Origin of the sequence: Streptomyces sp. 2P-4 (assembly GCF_030167965.1) — a bacterium.
Lineage (GTDB): Bacteria > Actinomycetota > Actinomycetes > Streptomycetales > Streptomycetaceae > Streptomyces > Streptomyces globosus_A.
On sequence record NZ_CP095011.1, the window covers coordinates 20,427 to 40,334 of the forward strand.

The following is a 19,908-nucleotide window of genomic DNA, read 5'->3' on the forward strand; positions in this document are numbered from 1 at the left end:
CAGGAGGCAGCGCAGTGAACCAGCAGTACGTGTGGAGCCTTCACGAAGTGGACGAGACCCGGGCCGCGACCGTCGGCGGCAAGGCCGCGCACCTGGGCACACTGTCGCGCATCGAGGGGATCCGCGTACCGGCGGGCTTCTGCGTGACGACCGAGGCCTTCCGGCGGATCGTCGCGCAGGCACCCCCGGTCGGCGACCTGCTCGATCGGTTGTCGCACGCGGACCCGGACGACCGGGAAGCCGTTCGCACGCTCAGCGCGCAGATCCGCCGGGCCATCGAGGAAGCCGCGGTCCCGGACGACCTCGCGGCGGCGATCACCCGCGCCCTCGCCCGCTCCGGCGAAGGGACCGCCTATGCCGTCCGGTCCAGCGCCACGGCCGAGGACCTGCCGACAGCCTCCTTCGCCGGCCAGCACGACACGTACCTCAACGTCGTCGGGCCGACGGCGGTCCTCCGGCACATCAGCCGGTGCTGGGCCTCGCTGTTCACCGAGCGCGCGGTGGCCTACCGCCGTCGCAACGGCATCGACCACCGTACGGTCCACATGGCCGTGGTCGTGCAGCACATGGCCTTCCCGAAGGCGTCCGGCGTCCTGTTCACGGCCGACCCCGTCACCGGCAACCGGAAGGTCGCCACCATCGACGCCGGATTCGGCCTCGGCGAGGCACTGGTCTCCGGCCTGGTGAACCCGGACGTCCTCACCGTGCGCGACGGCAGGGTCGTCGCCAGGAAGACCGCCGCCAAGCAGCGCATCCTGACCGCCCGGCCGGCCGGCGGCACGCACGAGGTGGCGGTCCGCCCGCAGCAGCAGGAGCAGCCGGCGCTGACGGACGCGCAGGCGCTGCGGCTGGTCGAGCTCGGACGGCGGATCGAAGCGCACTTCGGCCGCCCCCAGGACATCGAGTGGTGCCTGGTGGACGACGGCTTCCGGATCGTGCAGAGCCGGCCGATCACGACGCTGTTCCCCGTCCCGCAGAGCGACGACCGGGACAACCGCGTCTACGTCTCCGTCGGCCACGCGCAGATGATGACGGACGCCATGAAGCCGCTGGGGTTCTCCATGTGGCAGCTGACGGCCATGGTGCCGATGCACGAGGCCGGCGGGCGGCTCTTCGTGGACGTCACCCGGCGCCTGGCCTCGCCCGCGGGCCGGGCTGCCCTGCTCGACGCCCTCGGCAAGGGCGACCCGCTGGTCAGGGACGCTGTGGAGACGGTCCTCGACCGCGGCGGCTTCGTTCCCCCGCTCCCCCAACCGGTCCCGGGAGCCGGCGGGCCGCATCCCGGCGGTGGCGGTGCGCCCGAGCCCATCGAGACCGATCCGGCCATCGTCGCCGAGCTGATCGAACGCAGCCGGGCCTCCCTCGCCGCCCTGGAACGCGACATCCGGACGAAGAGCGGACCGGCGCTGTTCGACTTCCTGCCGGAAGCCTTCGAGGAGCACAAGCGCCTCCTGAGCGATCCCCTGAGCATCCAGGTGATCATGGCGGGCATGGAGGCCACGTGGTGGCTCAACGAGAAGCTGGAGGAGTGGCTGGGAGAGAAGAACGCCGCCGACACGCTGACGCTGTCCGCCCCCGGCAACGTCACCTCGCAGATGGGGCTGGCCCTCCTCGACGTCGCGGACGTCGTCCGCCCGCTGCCGGAGGTGGTGTCGTACCTGCATGACGTGCAGGACGAGGGCTTCCTGGACGAGCTGGCGAAACTCCCGGGAGGGCCCGAGGCCCGCGATGCCATCCAGGCCTACCTGGACCGGTACGGCATGCGCTGCGTCGGCGAGATCGACATCACCAGGCCGCGCTGGCGCGAACGCCCCGCCACGCTGGTCCCCGTGATCCTCGACCACGTGCGCACCTTCGAACGGGGTGCCGCCGAACGCCGCTTCGAGCTGGGCCGGCAGAAGGCGCACCGGAAGGAACAGGACGTGCTGGCACGCCTGCGCGCTCTGCCGGACGGTGACCGCAAGGCCGACGAGACGCAGCGGATGATCGACCGGGTCCGCACCTTCATCGGGTACCGGGAGTACCCCAAGTACGCCATCGTCAGCCGCTACTTCGTCTACAAGCAAGCTCTGATGAAGGAGGCCGAACGCCTCGTGGAGGCGGGCGTGCTCGGCGAGCCGGAGGACGTCTTCCACCTCACCTTCCAGGAGCTCGACGACGTCGTGCGCTCCGGTCGGCCGGTCGACCCGCGGCTCGTGCGGCAGCGCAAGGAGGTGTTCCGGGCGCACCAGGCGCTCACCCCGCCCCGGGTGCTGACCTCGGAGGGCGAGGCCCTCACCGGGTCCTACCGACGGGAGGGCGTCCCGGCCGGTGCGCTGGCCGGCGTGGCGGTCTCGGCCGGGACGGTCGAGGGGCGGGCCCGGGTCGTCCTCGACATGGCGGATGCCGATCTCGAACCGGGCGACATCCTGGTCACGGCCTTCACCGATCCCAGCTGGTCGCCGCTGTTCGTCCGGATCGCGGGCCTGGTGACCGAGGTGGGCGGCCTGATGACCCACGGCGCGGTGATCGCCCGGGAGTACGGGCTGCCGGCCGTCGTCGGCGTGGAGCGGGCCACCCGCCTGATCCGGGACGGCCAGCGGATCCGCGTGCACGGCACCGACGGGTACATCGAGATCCTCCCCTGACCGGGTCCCGTCGGGCGAACCGGTGGGGCCGGCTGCGGGGCTGTGTGCGCAAGTGCACGGTGCGGCTCCGGCCGCCGGGGGGGGCGCGGCGGGGCCCCACTACGACAGCCGGAGAGTTCAGCCGGAGGGTGTCCGCCGCCCCATCGGCTGCCGGTACGCCGACGTCCTGCGCCGGGGGCGGTACGGGACGGCCCGTGACCCGCGGCCTGGGCAGGCCGCCCTTCGGGGGCGGCTTGCCCCCGGGGGCGCGCCTGCACCTCTGCTTCTGCTTCAGCAGGGTGCGAGACTCCTCGAAGTCGAGGGCCCCGTCGTGGTTGGCGTCGGCCGCCGTGGCCTTCTTGGCCTCTTCGGCAAGGTGCCCCTGTGCGCCCTCGGCCTTGAACCCCTCGGCCTTGAACCCTCCGCCGGTTCGACGATGTTGATCCGCCCGTCGCCGTCCGTGTCGATGCGATCCAACAGCGCCCTGAGCTCGGCCTCGTTCACGACGTACCCCTTTCACGTGCACAGGCGTTGAAGGCCCACATGCGCCGCTAGCCTGCCCTGCCACACCATCGACGCCGTGCTTGCCGCCGCCCGGCGCCGTCTGCCACCGCACCGGCCGGGGGCAAGGCGCGCCCCTGGCGGGCAGCTCGACCGGACTCCCCTGCAGCGGCGCGGCAGCGGTGTGGCGGCAGCCCGCTTCCTCCCGCTACAGCGGGCAGTCGGGAAGCGGGGCGGTTTCGCTGTAGATGTGTCGCACAGCGCCAACATCGCCCGACAACCCGCACACATCCTGGCCCCACGCCCGCCGCGCGGGTGGCGTCCGCCGTGGATGCGGTCGCAAACTCGGTCGTGCAGCGGGTCCATCCGGCCCGCGCACGGCTGAGGACCCGGGCCGTCGACGGACACGCCCTCGCCGCCCGGTTGCGGGCGCCCCGGCGGATCGGCAGCCCCGGGACCAGGCCACATGCGGTCCTGGCCGACAAGGCGTATGCACCCCGGGGACCGCCACCGTCTTGTGATGCCGAGGAAGCGACCTCAGACGCGCTCGAGGTCGGTGAGGGTGGTGCGCAGCCAGGCGAGTTCCGCCTGGCTCGTCGCGCGGGCGATCGTGAGGATGCCTTGGCGGAAGCGGTCGTCGAGGTCCTCCGCGCGCAGAGGGTGCTCGCCGGCGTAGAAGAAGCTCGCTGGTTCCTCCAGGAAGGCGAGGCGGCGGCGCAGGACGGCCGCTTGGGCTGCCGAGTCGTCGAGGAAGCGGAGGAAGGCAAGGAGGGTGAACCAGCGGTTCTCGTCGGTGATGTCGGGTCCCTCGGCCTCTGCGAGGCGGCGCCGGAGTTCGTCCCGGCCGGCCGGGGTGAGCGTGAGGACCTGCCGCGGCGCGGCGGCCGGGCCGGGCTGCACCTCCCTGACCAGCAGACCGGCCTTCTCCAGGCGCTTGATCGCGGGGTACAGCGTGGACTCGCCGACCGGGCGTACGTGGCCGGTGAGGGCGGTGATGTGTTTGCGCAGCTGGTAGCCGTGCAGCGGGGTCTCGTAGAGGAAACCGAGGATGGAGAGTTCCAGCATGGCGTCATCTTGCCTCATGTCCCTGCACACCCTTCGCAGTACCCCGGCGGCGCTATACTGCGTTGACGTAGTACTGTGGATGCGAGGTATCGAGAGGGCTGCTGCGAGGACGTGGCAGGGAAAGGGGTGGACGGTGCGCGAGGCTCCATTCAATGAGCAGGGCAGTGTCATCCGGTGGACCGAGTCGGCCGGCGAGGGGCCGGCGGTGGTGTTCGTACACGGCTTGGGGGCCGCCTCCACCGTGTATCACGCCCACATTGCAGGTCGGAGTGAACTGGGGGGCCGGCGGATGCTGTTCGTCGACCTGCCCGGGCACGGCATCAGCGACCGGCCCGCCGGCTTCGGCTACCGCCTGGAGGACCACGCGGACGCCCTGGCCGGGGCTCTCGACGCAGCCGGGATACACGGTGGCGTGGTCGCCGGGCACAGCATGGGCGGCGCGGTCGCCATCGTCCTCGCCCACCGCAGGCCGGACCTGGTGGGGCGACTCGTCGTCACCGAAGGCAACCTCGACCCGTTCCCGCCGCCGACGGCGGGCAGCAGCGGCATCGCCTCCTACACGGAGGAGGAGTTCGTACAGGGCGGTGGGTTCGCCCGCGTGCTGGAGCGCGTCGGACCCACCTGGGCGGCGACCATGCGGCTCTCGGACCCGCTTGCCCTGCACCGCTCCGCCACCCATCTGGTGCGGGGAAGCCGCCCCCTGATGCGGGAGATGCTGCAGGCCGCCCGCATGCCACGCACCTACCTGCAGGGCGAGCTGAGCGGTGATGTGGTCGGCGCGGACGGACTGCGGGCGGCGGGCGTGGACGTCGTGACCATTCCCGGAGCCGGTCACAACGTCATGTTCGACGCGCCGACCGCATTCGCACGCGCCGTCGCGGCGGCGCCGTAAGGCGGCCCTCCAGGGGTGCGCCGGAGCACAGGGGTCGACGGGAGTTCCGGCCCGGGCACCGCAGCCGGGCGGGTGGGGCTACTCGGCAGCCTCGGCGCAGGTCACCTTCGCGAACTTCGAGGTGACGGTGTACGTGTCGTTGGGGACGCCGGTGAACTCGAAGGACCCGTCCTGGATGGTGTGCGTGGTGTCCACGACGGTGCCGGAGGAGTTCTTCACAATGTGACCGTCTCCGCCACCTGGAAGCCCCTGCCGGACACGCCGTAAGTCGTTCCCGGGCCCTTGGCCACGGTGCACTTGATCGCAGCCTCCTCGTCCGAGACGAACTTCGGGCAGGTCGCCCTGGCCCTTCCGAGAGGAAGCAGTCGACGCGGGGTGCGGCGCGGTCCGCTGGGCGGGCCGTCGTTACGGTGACGGCTGTCCACCCGCCGAACGCCACAGCAACCGCCACCGCGGTGGACAGGGTCTTCGTTCGCATGAGCTGTGCCTTCGCTCGGCTGGGGGCACCCGCTTCACCCGACGAGGTCCCGGCCGCGCACGCCCCGCATGCCTCTCGGAGGAGTCGCGGCGGTGAACGTGTCCTCTCAGCGGCACGCCTCAGCGCCGCCGCGATGCTCAGGGCCCGGCGTTGCGCCGGTTGTGGTTGCGGAGCAGGCGTCTTCAGCCTCGGTGCGAGGAAGTGGAGGGGAGTTGCTGAGGGTACGTGGAGTTGGTGAACACCCGTCCCCACGGGCGGCCTCCAGCCGCTCCCCACTACTCCACCGGGCAGGGCAGGCCGCACGTGGGCGTGGTCGGCGATGCCGGAGAGGGCCGACACCGAGGCGTATCGGCGGCAGGTGCCCCGGCCTGGCCCTGCACACGACTGACCTGCCCGTCGCGGGCGGACGCGAGGCTTCCGGCGCCCGCGGGTCCGCGGGGAACGCGCGGGCGCACCGCATACCGCTCACCGCTTGGCCAGACGCAGCCCGCCTACCTCCACGACCGGGGCCGCCCAGTTGCCGCCGACGATACGCACCTGCGTCCGGCAGCAGCCCGGACCGCACGCGGCCTCGCCCTCACGGTCGAGCCCTACGTGGACCGACGTCGACATCCGCGCACTCCAAAACGCACGGCCCGTCGTATTCCGGCACGAAGACGGTGGGGTCCGCCAACGCGAACGTCCCCATCAGCCCGGCGACCTCGATCGCGAGCGCCGATCACAGCACGGCACGGAGCCGGCGGCTCATCGCACGTTCCCCCGCCGAAAGCCGTGCCGCCCCGTTCCGGCGTGCGCGCCGGGAGTCGCATGGCAGTCCAAGGCCTCATGCCGAGTGGCGGTAGACGCCGATTGCCGCCGCCTCGGGGTTCAGGAGGACGCCCCGACGATGTCGCGGATTGCGCAGGTGACCGTGCGGGGCTGGTAGAGGTAGATGTCGTGGCCGCTGCGGGTGTTCGTGACGTGCGCGCGGGCGCCGAGGGCCGTGCTCAGCCGTTGCTGGGAGGCCAGCCAGTCCTCGAACGTGACCTGTTCGCCCTGCCTGGCCTCGGCGGGCAGGAGGTCGACACGCCACGGCTTGTCCGCGGACAGTACCACCGCCGGGACGGCCGGCGGCGGGCCGGTCGCGTTGATCTTCCTGAAGGCGTCGAGGAGGCGCACGCCCTCCCGGGACTGCTGTGATGTCTTCGCGTTGGAGGCGTCCCAGTTCTTCACGGCTCCGGGGCTTGCCACCTCGGCGATGCGCTCCGTGACGGTGTCGACCATCACCATGCCCGCGACGTTCTGCGGATGGGTACGGGCGTAGAGGGTGGCGATCAGGCCGCCGTACGAGTGCGCCACGAGCACGTAGGGCCCCGGCTCGCCGAGGGACGTGAGCAGCGCGCCGAGGTCGTGCACGTCGGCGTCGACGGTGTGGGGCTGGGGCCTGGGGGTGGATATGTCAGTGCCGGTGGTGCGGACGTCGGGGCGGTCGTAGGTGCAGACGCGGGTGAAGCGGGAGACCTGGGAGAACACCGAGTCGTCGCTGCGGCGTATGCCGGTGTTGCGCCACGGCAGGTCGTCGCCGGGTGCGGCGTGCGCGGGGTCGGCCGGGTCCAGGACCGACATCCAGTCGTCGGCGCCGTTGCCCTTGCCGGCGATGAGGACCACGGTCGGGGAGCCGCCTTGGCTTTGGCCCTTGCAGGTCGCGTAGATCTTGCGGCCCCCGCCGATGTCGACGAGGCCGTTGACGTCGCGCCCGGCGGGCCTGGCGCTCGCCGTCGGCGAGGGTGAAGCGGGGTCGGTGTGCGCCGCGACGGTGACGGAGGCGGCCGTGAGGCCGGTCAGCACGCACGGCAGCAGCAGGCAGCCGACGACTGCGCCGCCGCGGACGCGGCGGGTGTGGGGCGGGCACCAGGGCATGGGAGCCTCCCGGAGCCGGAGGGGCGGGCCGAGGGCAAGGGCGGCCGGATGTTTTCCGGTTCCATGGTCCTCCCCCACCGTGCGCGGTGCACTCCGCGGGCCGGAGGAGCAGGGCGCCGAGGGGCGGAGTCCTGCTCGGGGTCAGGTTGTGGGGCGCAGGCCCGCCAGGAGGCGGTCGAGGGCCTGTTCGGCGGCTTCGGCGTCTCCGCCCTGCGCGATCCAGAGCGCGGCCTCGTTCATTGCCCCGGAGAGGAGGCGGGTCAGGGGCTCCACCGGCTGGTCGGCGATGACGCCGGCGGAGGCGAGTGCCGTCAGGGCTTCCGCGAGGTGGCGGGCGGAGGCCTCCTCGTCCATGGCCCGCCACTCGTCCCATCCGAGCACGGTGGGCGCGTCCAGCAGGAGGATCTGCCGTACAGCCGGGTCGGTGCCCGCGGACAGGAAGGCGCGGCAGCCGGCCCGGAGCTGCTGCCAGAGGTCCTCGTGCTGTTCGGCCGCGCTCGCGACCCGCTCGCCGAGTTCCTGCTGCACCTCGCTCACGACGGCCCGGAAGAGCCCGGCTTTGCTGTCGAAGTGGTGGTAGGCGGCGCCCTTGGTGACGCCTGCGGCCCGCGCCACTTCGGCCAGTACGACGTGGTGGTAGCCGGCGGCGGCGAACTGCTGTCGCCCCTCCGCCAGCAGTGCACGCCGCGTGGACGCCCGCTGTTCCGCTCGGCTGACCGCCATCGATGGACACCGCCCTTCCCGTTTCACATACCGAGGGTATGCTAGCGGCATGACTCACATACCCGGGGTATGTGAAATGGAGATGGGAGACCCACTGCCATGACGGACGAACGCACCACCGTGCCCGCGGTCAAGCTGGGCGGCTTCTACCCGGTGCTCGCCACCCGGGACGTGGCGGCCGCCCGCGACTTCTACACGCGCCACTTCGGGTTCGAGGTGACCTTCGCGGCGGACTGGTACGTCAGCCTGCGCCGCCCCGACGCACCGCAGTACGAGCTGGCGCTCCTCGACCACACCCACCCGACCATCCCGGAGGGCCATCGGGTCGCACTCCAGGGCGGCCTGCTGCTGAACTTCGAAGTGGACGACGTCGACTCCGAGTACCGGCGGCTCGTGGCCGAGGCCGGCCTCCCGGAAGTGCTGCCGCTGCGCACCGAGGACTTCGGCCAGCGGCACTTCATCACCGCCGCGCCGGACGGTGTGCTGATCGACGTCATCACCGTCGTGCCGCCCAGCGGGGAGTACGCGGCCCAGTACACCGGCGTCTGACGGGCGGGCGTACGCTCGCCGTGCCATCTGCCACTGCTTCGGCATCATTGGCGGAGCAGTGGCCGTGGCGGCGGAGCACGCCAGGCGGAACGGGGTGCACGGCGCCCCGCGCATCGACTTCGAGAGCCCGTGAAACCGGACCGGTGCAACGAGCCGACACAGAAGCGCAGCTGCGTGGAGGTCTCCGGAGGGCCGAGCTGATGTTCCGCAACCACGAGGAACCCGACGTGATCGTCGTCGCGGTCGCGCCGGTGGGCGCGAAGGTCGAAGTGGACCGGGCCGAGGAGGTCTTCGACGCCGAGGCGGCCCCGCCCCGGGCCGGTGGCAGGCTGCACGGGTGCGTCCTGGATGCGGCGCGTGAACCGTTCCCGCGATGGAGCGCTCTGCGGGACGGCATCGCCATCGCGCGGCGCCTGCGGGAGGACGCCTGAGGTTCGGCCGAGCCACCGCGCGGATCAGGCCGCGCAGAGTGGGGCAGGGGGCGGCACGGGAGCCCCCTGAGGCGCCTTCCTTCGCGGATCCGTTCTGTGATGTCGTACCGAAGTGGCTCGGTCGCGCTCTGCCGGGTGGCCCGAAGTGCCGTCACCTTCGAAGGGAAGACAAGTCGAGCGAAAGGTACGCCTTGGCAACATCCGCAACGCCCTCACCGCGCAACACGTTGACCGCCTGGCAGGGCCGGATACTGCTCCGCTTCGCCGCACTCGTGCAAGGCAGACTGGCCCGCCACCCCTTCCGGCCGGATGTGGCGCTGCGCAACGCCTCCATGCGGGCGGCACACAGGTGCGGGGTGCCCAAATCCGACCTGATCCGCGCCACAGGACTGACGGGCCAGACCGTCACCAAAGCCCTGGCCGACAAACCCGCACCCGAGTAGCCGCCATCGAAGCCCGAGCAGTGCCGCCTCTGCTCGGGCTCCTCGGATTCGGGCGCCGTGGACACGGACAGACCTCGGGCGTGCCCGCCCGGCACTCGGCATGAGCCCATCGCAGAAGTCAGCCGCCCCCGCCTGCGGCGGACGGCACCGGCTGCCAGTCGGGCTGCGTGTTGCGCACCCCGTCCCTCGGCCCGCTCGTGATCCGCACCTCTGCCGTTCCATCCAGTCGCCTGGTGTAGATGTCGGCGCTTCCCAGCCGGTTCCAGGAGGTGAAGACGATCCAGGCGCCGTCCGGTGAGAAGGCCGGCTGCCACTCCTCCGACACGTCGTTCGTGACGCGTTCCTGCCCGGTGCCGTCGGCGTTCATCACATGAATGTCTGTGTTTCCGCTCCGATTGCTTTGGAACGCGATCTTCTTTCCGTCAGGGGAGAAGGCGGGCCAGGAATCGCTTGCAGGGCTCGTGGTGAGCCTGCGCAGGTCCAGGCCGCTGCATCCCATGATGAATATGTCGCGATTTCCACCGCTTCGCTTGCTGGAGAACGCGATTTTGCACTCGGTCGGCGACCAGGCGGGTTCCGTGTCCAGTTCCGGATCGAAGGTGAGTTGCATCGCGAGGCGGGCGCTTTCCGGGTCCAGCCGGTAGACCTCGTGGTTGAACGGCTCTCGCGCGGACACGTCGCGGGTGCTGGTGAAAACGATGGTCTGCCGGGGCCGGGAGAAGCCGGGGGCGAAGGAGGGCTGGAACTCGCCCGAAGCTTCCTCCGTTATCCTCGCCTCCTCCGTGCCGTCGGCATTCATGGTGAAGACGTCCCAGTTGTCGTCGCGCAGGCTCGCGAAAGCGATCTTGCTGCCGTCGGATGAAAAGACGGGGTCCCGGTCGGGCACCGAGTTGTGGGTGAGCTGCCGGAGCGATGCGACGTCCTCGCGCGTCCTGCCGGCGTTCATGGTGTAGATCTCGTCGTCGCCATCGCGGTCACTGACAAACACGATCTTCCCGTTGGTCCCGGGGAAGGCCTCCGTGACCGCCGCCGAATGCGACGCCCATGGTGCGAGCATGATGACGGCCAGCGCGCCGATCATCGGGTAGCGTGACCGCGGCTTCATGGTCACCATCTCCACGTCCTGCCTGCCACTTCCGAGGCTACCCCGGTGCTGTCGGCCGCGCCCGCCTCGACCGCATGGCCGCATGGCCGCATCGGAGCAGAGTGCGCCTGCTGCGGCTCGGACAGCGTCATCCCTCGCCCGCGCGGCCGGCCTCGGCATCAGCCGGGTGGGCCTCTGTGCCGTACTCGTCCCGGCTTGCTGGGGCCGCCGGTGGTGATGGAGCCGCAGCCGTGCCCGGACTCGGCGACGGCGGTGGCGCTCACCTGCAGGCGCGGGTCCGGGCGCTTTCTCACCGTGTGGTACGCCGCGGGTGGTGCTCCCCGCGCCTGCGGGGAGCACCACGTGATGCGGCCGCGGCCCGCCGTCAGCGGTTTTCGCGGATGTCGGCTTCGGCGCGCGGGGCGGTGACGTCGTGCTGTGCGGCGGACGGCGCCGCCGAGCGGGCGGTCGGGCCCGCCGAGGTGGTCTTCTTGCCGCAGAAGGCCGCTTCGAGGGTGCCGCCGAGGGCGGTGTTCGCGGCGCCGCGGTTGGACGTGTTCGCCATCGCGCTGAGGCTGCGGCGGCCGTCGCGGGTGGTGAACGCGTAGGTGTAGAAGCCCTGGACGGTGCCGGTGTGCCCGTACACGGAGGTGCCGCACGTGAGGTCGTAGCGGCGCAGGCCCAGGCCGTAGAAGCGGGTGTTCGTCGCGTCGGTCGGGGCCATGGTGAGCATGGCGTCCAGCATGTCCGCGCGCAGCAGCCGGCCGCGGAGCAGGGCGGACATGAAGGTGGAGAGGTCGGCCTCGTTCGAGATCATCGCGCCGGCGGACTGGGCCCAGGAGGCGGTCTGCTCGGTGGAGTCGACGAGGGGCGCGCCCTCTTCGTCGGGGTGCAGGTAGCCGCGGGCGTGGCGGCCCTTGATGGCCGTCGACGGGTGGACGTACGAGGTGTTCTTGAGCTTCAGGGGCTTGATGATGCGCTGCTCGTACGCCTTGGCGACGGGCTTGCCGGTCAGCTTCTCGATGAGCATGCCGACCACGACGAAGTTGGTGTTCGAGTAGCGGTAGGCGGCGCCGGGCTCGGTCGTCCGGGGCTCGCTCAGCGAGAGGTCGACGAGCTCCTGGTAGGTGAAGACGCGGTGGCGGACGGACTCGAAGCCGGGGACGGTCCGCTCGAACATGGCGTTCGTGTAGTCCGCCAGCCCGCTGCGGTGGCTGAGCAGGTGGCGCACGGTGATCCGGTCGTCGGGCAGCACGCCGGGCAGGTGGGCGGTGACCGGGTCGTCCAGGCGTATCTTGCCCTCCGCGGCCAGCTGGAGCAGGACAACGGTGGAGAACGTCTTGGTGACGCTGCCGATACGGAAGCGGGACGCGGAATCCATGGCGTCGCCCGTGGTCCGGTCCTGGACCCCCTCGGTGCGGTGCTGGACGCCGCCGGGGCCGGTGTAGCGGGCCATGGCGCCCGGCGCGCCGGCGGCGAGGGTGTTGCGCAGTGCCTGCGAGATCCCCTCCAGGTCCGGGGCGGGTGCGGGCGCCGCCGCCGGGCGTGCGGGGGCGGGCGGGGCGGCCACTGCGGCGGACACCGGGGTCACCGTCATGGCGACGGCGAGTACGGCGGCACCGAGAGTGAGGCGTCGGTCGATGGTCAGGCGCACGGTTCTCCTCAACTGGTCGTCAAAGGGGGCCGGTTCGCAGGTGGACCGGCCCCGGGCGCCGAGCCTACTCAAGATCGACAAAAGGTGCGGCATCCGGCCCGGGCCTACCGCCGCCGTACCGGGCGGGCGGGGCAGCCCCCTCCCCCGGGTCACCCACATGGCGTAGTCGCGCGCGCAGTCGGCCACCGCGTGCGGCCACTCTGGGAATGACCCGAACGGGCTAATCCCGAGAGGAGCAAGCCATGCGCGTCCGACGACTGCTCGGCCTGGCCCTCGCCTCGCTGGCGTTGGCCGGGATGGGCGTCACCGCCTCCCAAGCGGCCTCGGCGGCCGCGCCCCAGGTGTCCTGGGGCGACTGCAAGTACGGCGGCGGCTCACCCGTGAAGCACAGCAGCGGCTACTGGTACTGCCAAGGCGGCACGTACGACGGCCAGCGCGTCTACGGCAGCACCGGCTACTGACCAGGGCCGCCCCCGGGTCGCCGGCCCCCGCCGACGGCCCGGGGGCGGTGCTCCGGGCCGGTGTGCGCAGGAGCGCTCGCCGGGGCGCGCGGGGTGTACGGGAAAGAGACCGGTTCGCGGAGAGGGCGGGGCGGCGCTGCGGCGGGGCGTGCGGGATGCCTGCGCATGTGTCCCGCCCGGCACCGTGTCCGCGGAGGCTCGATGGACCGTTCGCCACAGCCGTTGCCCCCGCCCGAAGCGGGCCGGGCGGCAGCCGGGGAGCCATGGGCGCCGCCCGGCCCGACGGGGCCGCCGGACGCTCCGGCCGCGGGGCCGTCACCGCGGGAGGAGTTCGCCGCCGGACTGACCCGCCTGCGGGAGGAGGCCGGCCTGACGGTGCGGGTGCTTGCCGCCGGGACCGGCGACCGGGACGTGTGGCTGTGGAGGTTCGACGGCGCGGCGGACGGCGGGCGTCCGGTGAGCGCCGGCCCGCCGCTGACCGGTCCCAGCAGCTACGTGTACGCGCTCGCGTTCGCCCCGGACGGCGCGACCCTGGCCTCGGCGAGCACCGACAGCACCCGTCTGGCTGCGGGACACCTCCGGCACCGGGGTCAGCATGAAGTGCCGGCTGGACAGCCAGTGGGTGTACCCGCCGAGCTCGAACTACGCCTCGAACCGCTGGTTCCGGGTCGCCAGCCCGGTGGGCACCGGGTACGTGCACTCGTCGCTGGTCGCCGCCCAGACGTCCGTGCCGCACTGCTGACCGGCGGGCGCGGGCCGCATACGGCCGCGGGGGCCGCTTCGGGACGGCCGGAGCGGCCCCTGCGGGCCTACCCGTGGCCTACCCGGGCAGGGTGTCGTCGCGGAGGGCGGTGCGGACGCCGGTGACGACCACGGTGACCAGGCAGAGGGCGATGACGGTCTCGGCCCACAGGAACGCGAACCAGTCCAGCACGCAGCCGATCGGCGGGGTGCCGGGGGCGGTGTTGCGGAACGCGGCCAGCGCGAACAGGGTGGCGGCCATCCAGGCGAGCGCCGGCCACACGAGGCCCTTGTTGCGGGTCGTCAGGTACCAGGCGCCGAGGAGCACGGACCCCGCCAGGGCCCACATCACGGCCATCATGAAGACCGCGAAGACCAGCAGGCTGCCGGAGCGGGACAGCGTCAGCACCATCGCGGCCCCCTCCTGTCCGGAGGGCGCCGGGCGCGCGGTCATCGAGAAGAGCGTGTCGTTGTCGGCGACGAGCAGGCGCACCGGCACCTGCTTGCCGCCCAGCTGCGCCCGGAAGGCGATGCCGGTGCGGTAGCTGTCGAACGGGTAGTCGCCGACCGACCCGCCGGTGAGCGCGACCTGCATGTCCTTGCTCTCGATCCGCTCGTGCGCCTCGAACTCCAGGTCGCCGATCGTCGCCCCGGAGGTCTGGAGGCCGAGGTCGTCCGCGGGGGCGGTTCCCTCCGCCTCGCCGAGCGTCCCGCGCGGGGTCACCCAGACGCGCAGCACCAGCTCCCTGGCCACGGCGTCCACGCGCTGGACGACGGCCTCCACGTCCACCCGGTCGGCGCCCGTGGATCCGGCGGCGTACACCGTGTCGCCGGCCTGCCGCTCGCTGAACTGCAGCCACGAGCCGACGCCCACCGCCGCGACGATCAGGAGCGCGAAGGGGAGGAGGACGGGCAGGAGCGACGCGCCGGAGCGGCGCGGGCGGTGCGGGGCCGGCGGTGCTGCCATGGGGTCTCCGACGGGGTGGGAGGGGTGTGCGGGCTCGTCCGGGGCCGGGCGCCGCGGCGCGTCCTCCATCGTGGCGGACGACGCTGCCGATACGGGTCGCGGCGGTTCGGGATGCACCCGAACGTCCCACTGCGGGGCGTCGACGGGGCGGGAGGGCTGCCCGAGCGCGGAGCCGGGTGCACCCCGGGAGGGGCGTGACGTGCGGGCGGCCGCGGGGGTTGTACAGGCATGGCGGTGGTGCGGGGGCCGGGGATGCGCCGGTCGGTGTTTGTGCGGGCGGCGGCCGCGGCGGCCCTCGGGGCCGGCCCGGCCGGGCGTACCGGGGGCCCCGCCGGGCCCGAGGGCTCCGGACGGGACGGATCCGGGGAGATCCGGGTGGAGAAGGTGCGCGATCTCACCGGCCCGGGCATCACGACGCGCTTCCGCATGGAGGCCACGGACCTCGGTATTCCGGTCCGGTTGCCGGACGGCCGGATGCTCTTCGTGTTCGGCGACACCTTCGAGGAGGCCCGCGTGGGCGGCGGCTGGTGGCGCTCCCCCGTCGGCCTGTACTCGGACACCTCGCGCCTCGACGAGGGGATCGCCTGGAGCGGGGCCGTCGGCGGGCAGCACGCCCGGCAGCTGTGGGCGTACGAGCACGACAACCCGCTCTTCACCACCATGCTGCCGTCCGACGCGATCCTGCTGGGGCGCAGCCTGTACCTGCACGTCAGCGTGCACCGCGGGTGGGGGAACGTGCTGTGGACGGAGATCTGGCGGTCGGACGACGCGGGCACGACCTGGCGGCACACCGGGGCCCGCTTCCCGGGCGACGCCCACGGCGGGCTGTTCCAACTGCTGACGTGGGCACTCGCGGACGACGGCCACGTCTACGCATACTCCACGGGGTACGGGCGGAACGGGCCGCTGCTGCTGCACCGGGTGGCGGCGGACGCGCTGGCCGATCCGGCCGCGTACGTGCCGTGGGGCCGCCGTGCGGGCTCCTGGGGCTGGGGCAACCCGCCGACGCCGGTCCTGGACGGGGGTTTCGGGGAGCTGTGCCTGCGGCGGCTCGACGGGCACTGGCTGCTGGTCTGCTTCAACGCGGCGCAGGCCCGCATCGAGGCCCTCGTCGCGGACCGGCCGACCGCTGACCTCGGGGCGGCGTACCGGAGGACTCTGATCCACGGCGCGGCCTGGGGCGAGGAGGGCGGTGCGCGCGTCGCCCAGCCGTACGGCGGGTACGTCGTCCCCGGCTCGCGCCTCGACGACCTGCACCTGGCGGTGAGCCAGTGGCGGACGGGGGCCGGCTGGCCGTACCGGGTGATGCAGTTCCGGGTCCGGGGACTGCGTCCGGGCTGAGGGCCGGCGGCCGGGCAGCGAGCCGGGCAGGTGCGGGTCAGGTCCAGCGCTGCCGGTCCGAGCCGTCGCACGTCCGGGCTGCCAGGGCCGCCGGGCCCGCCTCCAGGCAGGTTCCGGTGGCCAGGTTGCGGAGCTGGACCGTGCCGTCGTCCCGGCTCGTGACCGTCCAGTCCTGGTGGGTGGAGCCGTTGCAGGAGCGGGCGCGGGGGGCCGTTCCGCTGTTGTCCAGGCAGGCTCCCGTCGCCCGGTTGCGGAGCTCGCCCGGTCCGGGGCCGCCGGGGCGCAGCTCCCATTCCTGGTAGTGCAGGCCGTTGCAGGGCCAGCTCCGCAGCCCCTCGACGCTGTCGTCCAGGCAGGTTTCGGCGGCCTTGTTCCGGAACACGCGGGCCGGGTCCGGGGCCGGCGCCGCATTCAGCAGGAGGGTGCCGGCGACGCCCGCGGCCAGACCGGCCAGGAAGCCCGCCGCAGTCCACCTCCGGCGGCCGGACGCGGGCGGCCGCTCAGGGCGCTCCGGGGGCCGGGACGGGGGCTCGGCCGGCGCCTCGTCGGGAGCGGGGCGCGGCTCCGGCGGGCCGGTCCTCCCCTGCACGGCAGGGCCCGGGACCGCCGCCCGTTCCGCGCCCGCGGCGGGTTCCGCTGCGGCGGCCGGGCCGGGCTGCGGGCGGTTCTGCGTGCGGTCGGCGGCTTCCCACAGGGCGCGGAAGTCCGCCGGGTCGGTGTCCATGGCCCGGCAGATGTCCCGTACGACGGTCCAGGGCGGCACCGTCGACCCGCGGAAATAGCGGGAGAGGGAGGAGTCGCTGACCAGGGCCCGCCGTTCCAGGTCGCGGAGCGTCATGCCGGACTGCTGCTGGAGCGCCCGCAGGGCCTCCCCCAGCCGGCGGGCCGGCGCGGTGTGCCGGTCGACGCCGTCGAGGTGGCTCATGCGTGCCCCGCTTCCCCGTGGATGACCGCCGAATTGCCCGCCCGGGGTGCCCCGCGGCGGCGCGCCTGTCCCGGGACGGGCCCGTCCCGGCAGTTCAGGAGGGTAGGGATCCCGACATGGGCGAAGCAACCGGGACAACGTTGCGGGAGGTGCCCGGACCGCCACAAACTCGGAGCATCCAGTCGGCGGTTCACCCCGTGAGGTGAAGCCCGCGGCACCCGTCCCCCGCGTTTCCTGCGCGGCACCGGTATGCCCGCCGCCGGCCCGTCTCCCATCGAAAGGTCCGTCAACCATGCGCTTCGACATCCGCACGGCCCGTAACCTGTCGGCCGGCGTGGCGCTCACGCTCCTCCCCCTTGCCGCGGTGGAAGGAGCCGCAGGCGCCGCGGAGAAGGACGCCCGGACGGCCGCGGCATCCGCCGCGCGCACCTACCGGGTCCAGATCAGCAACCGGTGCCTGGACGCCGACACGAACACCATCAACAACAACGGGGGGCGGGCCCAGGTGTGGGACTGCAACCACGCCGCCAACCAGCGGTGGATCCTGGAGCCGAACGGGGCGCTGAGGGTGGACTTCAACAACAACAAGTGCCTGGACGCCGACACGAACACGATCAACAACAACGGCGCAACGGTCCAGCTGTGGACGTGCAACGGGCAGCCGCAGCAGCAGTGGTACCGCGGCCCCGACAACACGATCCGCTCGAAGTACAACGGCAAGTGCCTGGACCAGGACACCCGCGAGAACCGCAACGGGGGCAAGGTCCAGCTGTGGACGTGCAACCAGAGCCCGCAGCAGAGCTGGCTCTGACGACCCGGCAGCCGCCCCGTGCCCCGGCCCGGCCCCGGGGCGGGGCACGGGGCGGCGGTGCTGTCAGCCGGGGGTGAGGTGCCACCTGGCCTCGCCCTCGTGCCACTGGCCCGTGGGGGCGAGGCCGGCCGCGGCGGCGACCGCCGCGGATGCCGTGTGGTCGGGGTGGATGTGGGCGACGACGGTGTGCACCCCGTGCCGGTGCAGCCAGGCGACGAGTGCCCGGGCCGCCTCGGTGGCGATCCCGCGCCGCTGCCAGGGCGTGCCCACGACCCAGGCGATCTCCGCCGCTGCTCCTCGCCCGTCGTGTGCCACGGTGGCCTGGACGGTGCCGGTGAGCGCGGCCTCCTCGTCGAGCCGGACCACCCAGTTGCACCACGTCGTGCCCGGGTCGGGCGAGCCGGACACCCAGCGTGCGTAGCGGGCCCGCAACGCGCGGGCGTCCTCGGGCGTGCCTCCGGTGAAGGCGTGCAGGGCGGGGTCGGAGAGGACTGCGGCCATCTCCTCGGCGTGTCCGGTCCGGAGGGGGAGCAGGGTCAGCCGGTCGGTGTGGACGGCTTCGGGTTCTAGGGTGCGCACGCGGCCTCCTGGTCGGAACGTCACGACGAGTATGCCGGGGTGAGGGGGCGGCGGGTCCTGAGGGGGCCGCGGCGGCCGCCCGGCCCGTACGGAGTGCCGGACATGCCCTCGCTCCTCGGCCGTGAGGCGCCCGGCCCGTGGCAGAGTCGGCCATCGCGCCCGTCCCGCCGCATCCGGGGTGGGCCGCGGCGGCGAAGGACGCCGTGCACGGCCCGCACGCCCGGGCCCGGGAGCGAGGAGTGCTGTCATGACGGTCCCCCACTGGCTGTTCGGCGACCAGCTCGGGCCGCACTTCGCGGCCTCCGGAGCCGGCGTTCCGGTCGTGATGGTGGAGGCGCGCTCGGTCTTCCGGCGCCGCCGGTTCCACCGGGCCAAGGCGCACCTGGTGCTGTCCGCGATGCGCCACCGGGCGGCCGAGCTGGGCGACCGGGTGCGGTACGTGCGCGCGGAGACCTACCGGGAGGGCCTGCGCACGGCTGTCGGGGACGGCCCGGTGACGGTGCACCACCCGACGTCGTACGCGGCGCTGCGGCTGGTGCGGTCGCTGCCCTCGGTGACCGTGCTGCCCGCGCGCGGCTTCCTCGTCCCGCACGACGACTTCCGGGCCTGGGCGGGGGGCCACGGCGGTCAGCGGCTGCGGCAGGAGGACTTCTACCGCTGGGTGCGGCGCTCGCACGGCCTGCTGATGGACGGCGACCGCCCGGCCGGCGGCCGGTGGAACCACGACCGCGACAACCGCGAGCCCCCTCCGAAGGGGGCGCGCACCCTGGGCGCCCCGCCGCCCTACCGGCCGCGGGAGGACGGCATCGACGAGGAGGTGCGCCACGACCTCGACCGCTGGGAGCGCGAGGGCTCCGTGTCCTTCGTCGGCCGGGACGGCCCGCGCCGGTTCCCCGCCTCGCGGCGGGAGGCGCTGGCCGCGCTGCGCCGCTTCGTCGGGCACCGGCTCGCCGGGTTCGGGCCCCACGAGGACGCGATGCTGGCCGGGGATCCGGTGATGAGCCACAGCCTGCTGTCGTCCTCGCTCAACCTCGGCCTGCTGGACCCGGCGGAGTGCGTGGAGCGGGCCGAGGACGCCTGGCGGGCGGGGTGTGCTCCGGTGGGCAGTGTGGAGGGGTTCGTCCGCCAGGTCGCCGGATGGCGCGAGTACGTCTGGCAGCTGTACTGGTACTTCGGGGAGGACTACCGCCGCAGCAACGTGCTGCGGCACCGCGAGCCGCTCCCCCGGTGGTTCCTGGAGCTGGACGCGGACGCGGTGCGGGCACGCTGCCTGGGCACGGCGCTCGCCCAGGTGAGGGACACCGGATGGACGCACCACATTCCCCGGCTGATGGTGCTGGGCGGCTACGCGCTGCAGCGGGGCTGGGATCCGCAGGCGGTCACGGACTGGTTCCACCGCTGCTTCGTCGACGCGTACGACTGGGTGATGGTGCCCAACGTCGTCGGGATGTCGCAGTACGCCGACGGGGGGCGCATGACGACCAAGCCGTACACGTCCGGCGGGGCGTACGTGAACCGGATGAGCGATCTGTGCGGCGGTTGCGCCTACCGGCCCGGCGACCGGGTCGGCGAGCGGGCCTGCCCGTACACGGCGGGCTACTGGGCCTTCCTGCACCGGCACCGGGCCCGTCTGGAGCGCAATCCGCGGATGGCGCAGCCGGTCCGCGGCCTGGACAGGCTGGCGGACCTGGCGGAGCTGCTGCGGGGGGAGGCGCAGCGGGGCGGCGACCCGCCGTGACCTGCGGCCGGCCGACGGCG

General features: G+C 73.1%; 19 protein-coding genes. 10 read left to right on the forward strand and 9 right to left on the reverse strand.

Features of this window, described 5'->3' with window-relative positions; translation table 11 throughout:
- The first annotated feature begins 14 nt into the window (after window positions 1–14).
- Complete coding sequence (gene rph, locus MUK52_RS00115) at window positions 15–2,627, forward strand: rifamycin-inactivating phosphotransferase (protein WP_284573943.1); 2,613 nt, start codon at window positions 15–17, stop codon at window positions 2,625–2,627.
- A 1,017-nt stretch (window positions 2,628–3,644) separates the two neighbouring features.
- Here rph and MUK52_RS00120 read toward each other — a convergent pair.
- The gene (locus tag MUK52_RS00120; RefSeq protein ID WP_284581624.1) at window positions 3,645–4,172 is read right to left on the reverse strand and encodes a PadR family transcriptional regulator; all 528 of its coding nucleotides are present in this window, start codon (window positions 4,170–4,172) and stop codon (window positions 3,645–3,647) included.
- A 133-nt stretch (window positions 4,173–4,305) separates the two neighbouring features.
- Between MUK52_RS00120 and MUK52_RS00125 the strand changes: the two genes are divergently transcribed.
- On the forward strand, window positions 4,306–5,064 hold the full coding sequence (locus MUK52_RS00125; RefSeq protein ID WP_284573945.1) for an alpha/beta fold hydrolase: 759 nt from the start codon (window positions 4,306–4,308) through the stop codon (window positions 5,062–5,064).
- 78 nt (window positions 5,065–5,142) lie between these two features.
- Here MUK52_RS00125 and MUK52_RS00130 read toward each other — a convergent pair whose 3' ends face one another.
- The 3 genes from MUK52_RS00130 to MUK52_RS00140 all read right to left on the reverse strand — a co-directional run bounded on the left by MUK52_RS00130 (window position 5,143) and on the right by MUK52_RS00140 (window position 8,164).
- Window positions 5,143–5,283 carry a hypothetical protein gene (locus MUK52_RS00130; protein ID WP_284573946.1) on the reverse strand — a complete coding sequence of 47 codons (141 nt, stop codon included), beginning with the start codon at window positions 5,281–5,283 and terminating at the stop codon, window positions 5,143–5,145.
- Window positions 5,284–6,409: 1,126 nt separating this feature from the next.
- Window positions 6,410–7,441, reverse strand: coding sequence for an alpha/beta fold hydrolase (locus MUK52_RS00135; RefSeq protein WP_284573948.1), 1,032 nt, complete (start codon window positions 7,439–7,441; stop codon window positions 6,410–6,412).
- Between the two features lie 141 nt (window positions 7,442–7,582).
- On the reverse strand, window positions 7,583–8,164 hold the full coding sequence (locus tag MUK52_RS00140) for a TetR/AcrR family transcriptional regulator (protein WP_284573950.1): 582 nt from the start codon (window positions 8,162–8,164) through the stop codon (window positions 7,583–7,585).
- A gap of 99 nt (window positions 8,165–8,263) precedes the next feature.
- On the opposite strand from MUK52_RS00140, the gene MUK52_RS00145 reads away from it, so the two are divergent.
- The 3 genes from MUK52_RS00145 to MUK52_RS00155 all read left to right on the forward strand — a co-directional run bounded on the left by MUK52_RS00145 (window position 8,264) and on the right by MUK52_RS00155 (window position 9,587).
- Window positions 8,264–8,713 (forward strand): VOC family protein, encoded by a 450-nt coding sequence (locus MUK52_RS00145; protein WP_114055867.1) that lies wholly within the window; start codon window positions 8,264–8,266, stop codon window positions 8,711–8,713.
- A 200-nt stretch (window positions 8,714–8,913) separates the two neighbouring features.
- Window positions 8,914–9,144, forward strand: a complete 231-nt coding sequence (locus MUK52_RS00150; protein WP_284573953.1) for a hypothetical protein — start codon at window positions 8,914–8,916, stop codon at window positions 9,142–9,144.
- A 191-nt stretch (window positions 9,145–9,335) separates the two neighbouring features.
- On the forward strand, window positions 9,336–9,587 hold the full coding sequence (locus MUK52_RS00155; RefSeq protein WP_284573955.1) for a hypothetical protein: 252 nt from the start codon (window positions 9,336–9,338) through the stop codon (window positions 9,585–9,587).
- Between the two features lie 118 nt (window positions 9,588–9,705).
- Here MUK52_RS00155 and MUK52_RS00160 read toward each other — a convergent pair whose 3' ends face one another.
- Both MUK52_RS00160 and MUK52_RS00165 read right to left on the reverse strand, forming a co-directional pair.
- Complete coding sequence (locus MUK52_RS00160; RefSeq protein ID WP_284573957.1) at window positions 9,706–10,701, reverse strand: DPP IV N-terminal domain-containing protein; 996 nt, start codon at window positions 10,699–10,701, stop codon at window positions 9,706–9,708.
- A gap of 355 nt (window positions 10,702–11,056) precedes the next feature.
- Complete coding sequence (locus MUK52_RS00165; RefSeq protein WP_502963612.1) at window positions 11,057–12,268, reverse strand: serine hydrolase domain-containing protein; 1,212 nt, start codon at window positions 12,266–12,268, stop codon at window positions 11,057–11,059.
- 299 nt (window positions 12,269–12,567) lie between these two features.
- On the opposite strand from MUK52_RS00165, the gene MUK52_RS00170 reads away from it, so the two are divergent.
- Complete coding sequence (locus MUK52_RS00170) at window positions 12,568–12,786, forward strand: hypothetical protein (RefSeq protein WP_284573961.1); 219 nt, start codon at window positions 12,568–12,570, stop codon at window positions 12,784–12,786.
- 595 nt (window positions 12,787–13,381) lie between these two features.
- Complete coding sequence (locus MUK52_RS00175; protein ID WP_284573963.1) at window positions 13,382–13,528, forward strand: hypothetical protein; 147 nt, start codon at window positions 13,382–13,384, stop codon at window positions 13,526–13,528.
- Between the two features lie 78 nt (window positions 13,529–13,606).
- Here the strand turns inward: MUK52_RS00175 and MUK52_RS00180 are convergent, their stop codons facing one another.
- Complete coding sequence (locus tag MUK52_RS00180) at window positions 13,607–14,494, reverse strand: DUF4436 family protein (protein ID WP_114055862.1); 888 nt, start codon at window positions 14,492–14,494, stop codon at window positions 13,607–13,609.
- Window positions 14,495–14,869: 375 nt separating this feature from the next.
- Between MUK52_RS00180 and MUK52_RS00185 the strand changes: the two genes are divergently transcribed.
- The gene (locus MUK52_RS00185; protein WP_246042556.1) at window positions 14,870–15,835 is read left to right on the forward strand and encodes a glycoside hydrolase family 183 protein; all 966 of its coding nucleotides are present in this window, start codon (window positions 14,870–14,872) and stop codon (window positions 15,833–15,835) included.
- 37 nt (window positions 15,836–15,872) lie between these two features.
- On the opposite strand, the gene MUK52_RS00190 is transcribed toward MUK52_RS00185, so the two are convergent.
- Window positions 15,873–16,760 carry an RICIN domain-containing protein gene (locus MUK52_RS00190; protein WP_284573969.1) on the reverse strand — a complete coding sequence of 296 codons (888 nt, stop codon included), beginning with the start codon at window positions 16,758–16,760 and terminating at the stop codon, window positions 15,873–15,875.
- A gap of 292 nt (window positions 16,761–17,052) precedes the next feature.
- On the opposite strand from MUK52_RS00190, the gene MUK52_RS00195 reads away from it, so the two are divergent.
- Window positions 17,053–17,571, forward strand: a complete 519-nt coding sequence (locus MUK52_RS00195) for a ricin-type beta-trefoil lectin domain protein (protein WP_114055859.1) — start codon at window positions 17,053–17,055, stop codon at window positions 17,569–17,571.
- A gap of 63 nt (window positions 17,572–17,634) precedes the next feature.
- Here the strand turns inward: MUK52_RS00195 and MUK52_RS00200 are convergent, their stop codons facing one another.
- Entirely contained in the window at window positions 17,635–18,150 is a 516-nt protein-coding gene (locus MUK52_RS00200) for a GNAT family N-acetyltransferase (RefSeq protein WP_216827086.1), read from the reverse strand.
- 247 nt (window positions 18,151–18,397) lie between these two features.
- On the opposite strand from MUK52_RS00200, the gene MUK52_RS00205 reads away from it, so the two are divergent.
- Window positions 18,398–19,888 (forward strand): cryptochrome/photolyase family protein, encoded by a 1,491-nt coding sequence (locus MUK52_RS00205; protein ID WP_284573974.1) that lies wholly within the window; start codon window positions 18,398–18,400, stop codon window positions 19,886–19,888.
- Window positions 19,889–19,908: the final 20 nt, after the last annotated feature.

Bases quoted from the DNA above. Each gene is read 5' to 3' on its own strand.
- MUK52_RS00120 (WP_284581624.1), bottom strand. From the start codon at position 4,172: ATGCTGGAACTCTCCATCCTCGGTTTCCTCTACGAGACCCCGCTGCAC.
- MUK52_RS00135 (WP_284573948.1), bottom strand. From the start codon at position 7,441: ATGCCCTGGTGCCCGCCCCACACCCGCCGCGTCCGCGGCGGCGCAGTC.
- MUK52_RS00140 (WP_284573950.1), bottom strand. From the start codon at position 8,164: ATGGCGGTCAGCCGAGCGGAACAGCGGGCGTCCACGCGGCGTGCACTG.
- MUK52_RS00145 (WP_114055867.1), top strand. From the start codon at position 8,264: ATGACGGACGAACGCACCACCGTGCCCGCGGTCAAGCTGGGCGGCTTC.
- MUK52_RS00150 (WP_284573953.1), top strand. From the start codon at position 8,914: ATGTTCCGCAACCACGAGGAACCCGACGTGATCGTCGTCGCGGTCGCG.
- MUK52_RS00160 (WP_284573957.1), bottom strand. From the start codon at position 10,701: ATGGTGACCATGAAGCCGCGGTCACGCTACCCGATGATCGGCGCGCTG.
- MUK52_RS00165 (WP_502963612.1), bottom strand. From the start codon at position 12,268: ATGACGGTGACCCCGGTGTCCGCCGCAGTGGCCGCCCCGCCCGCCCCC.
- MUK52_RS00170 (WP_284573961.1), top strand. From the start codon at position 12,568: ATGCGCGTCCGACGACTGCTCGGCCTGGCCCTCGCCTCGCTGGCGTTG.
- MUK52_RS00175 (WP_284573963.1), top strand. From the start codon at position 13,382: ATGAAGTGCCGGCTGGACAGCCAGTGGGTGTACCCGCCGAGCTCGAAC.
- MUK52_RS00180 (WP_114055862.1), bottom strand. From the start codon at position 14,494: ATGGCAGCACCGCCGGCCCCGCACCGCCCGCGCCGCTCCGGCGCGTCG.
- MUK52_RS00190 (WP_284573969.1), bottom strand. From the start codon at position 16,760: ATGAGCCACCTCGACGGCGTCGACCGGCACACCGCGCCGGCCCGCCGG.
- MUK52_RS00195 (WP_114055859.1), top strand. From the start codon at position 17,053: ATGCGCTTCGACATCCGCACGGCCCGTAACCTGTCGGCCGGCGTGGCG.
- MUK52_RS00205 (WP_284573974.1), top strand. From the start codon at position 18,398: ATGACGGTCCCCCACTGGCTGTTCGGCGACCAGCTCGGGCCGCACTTC.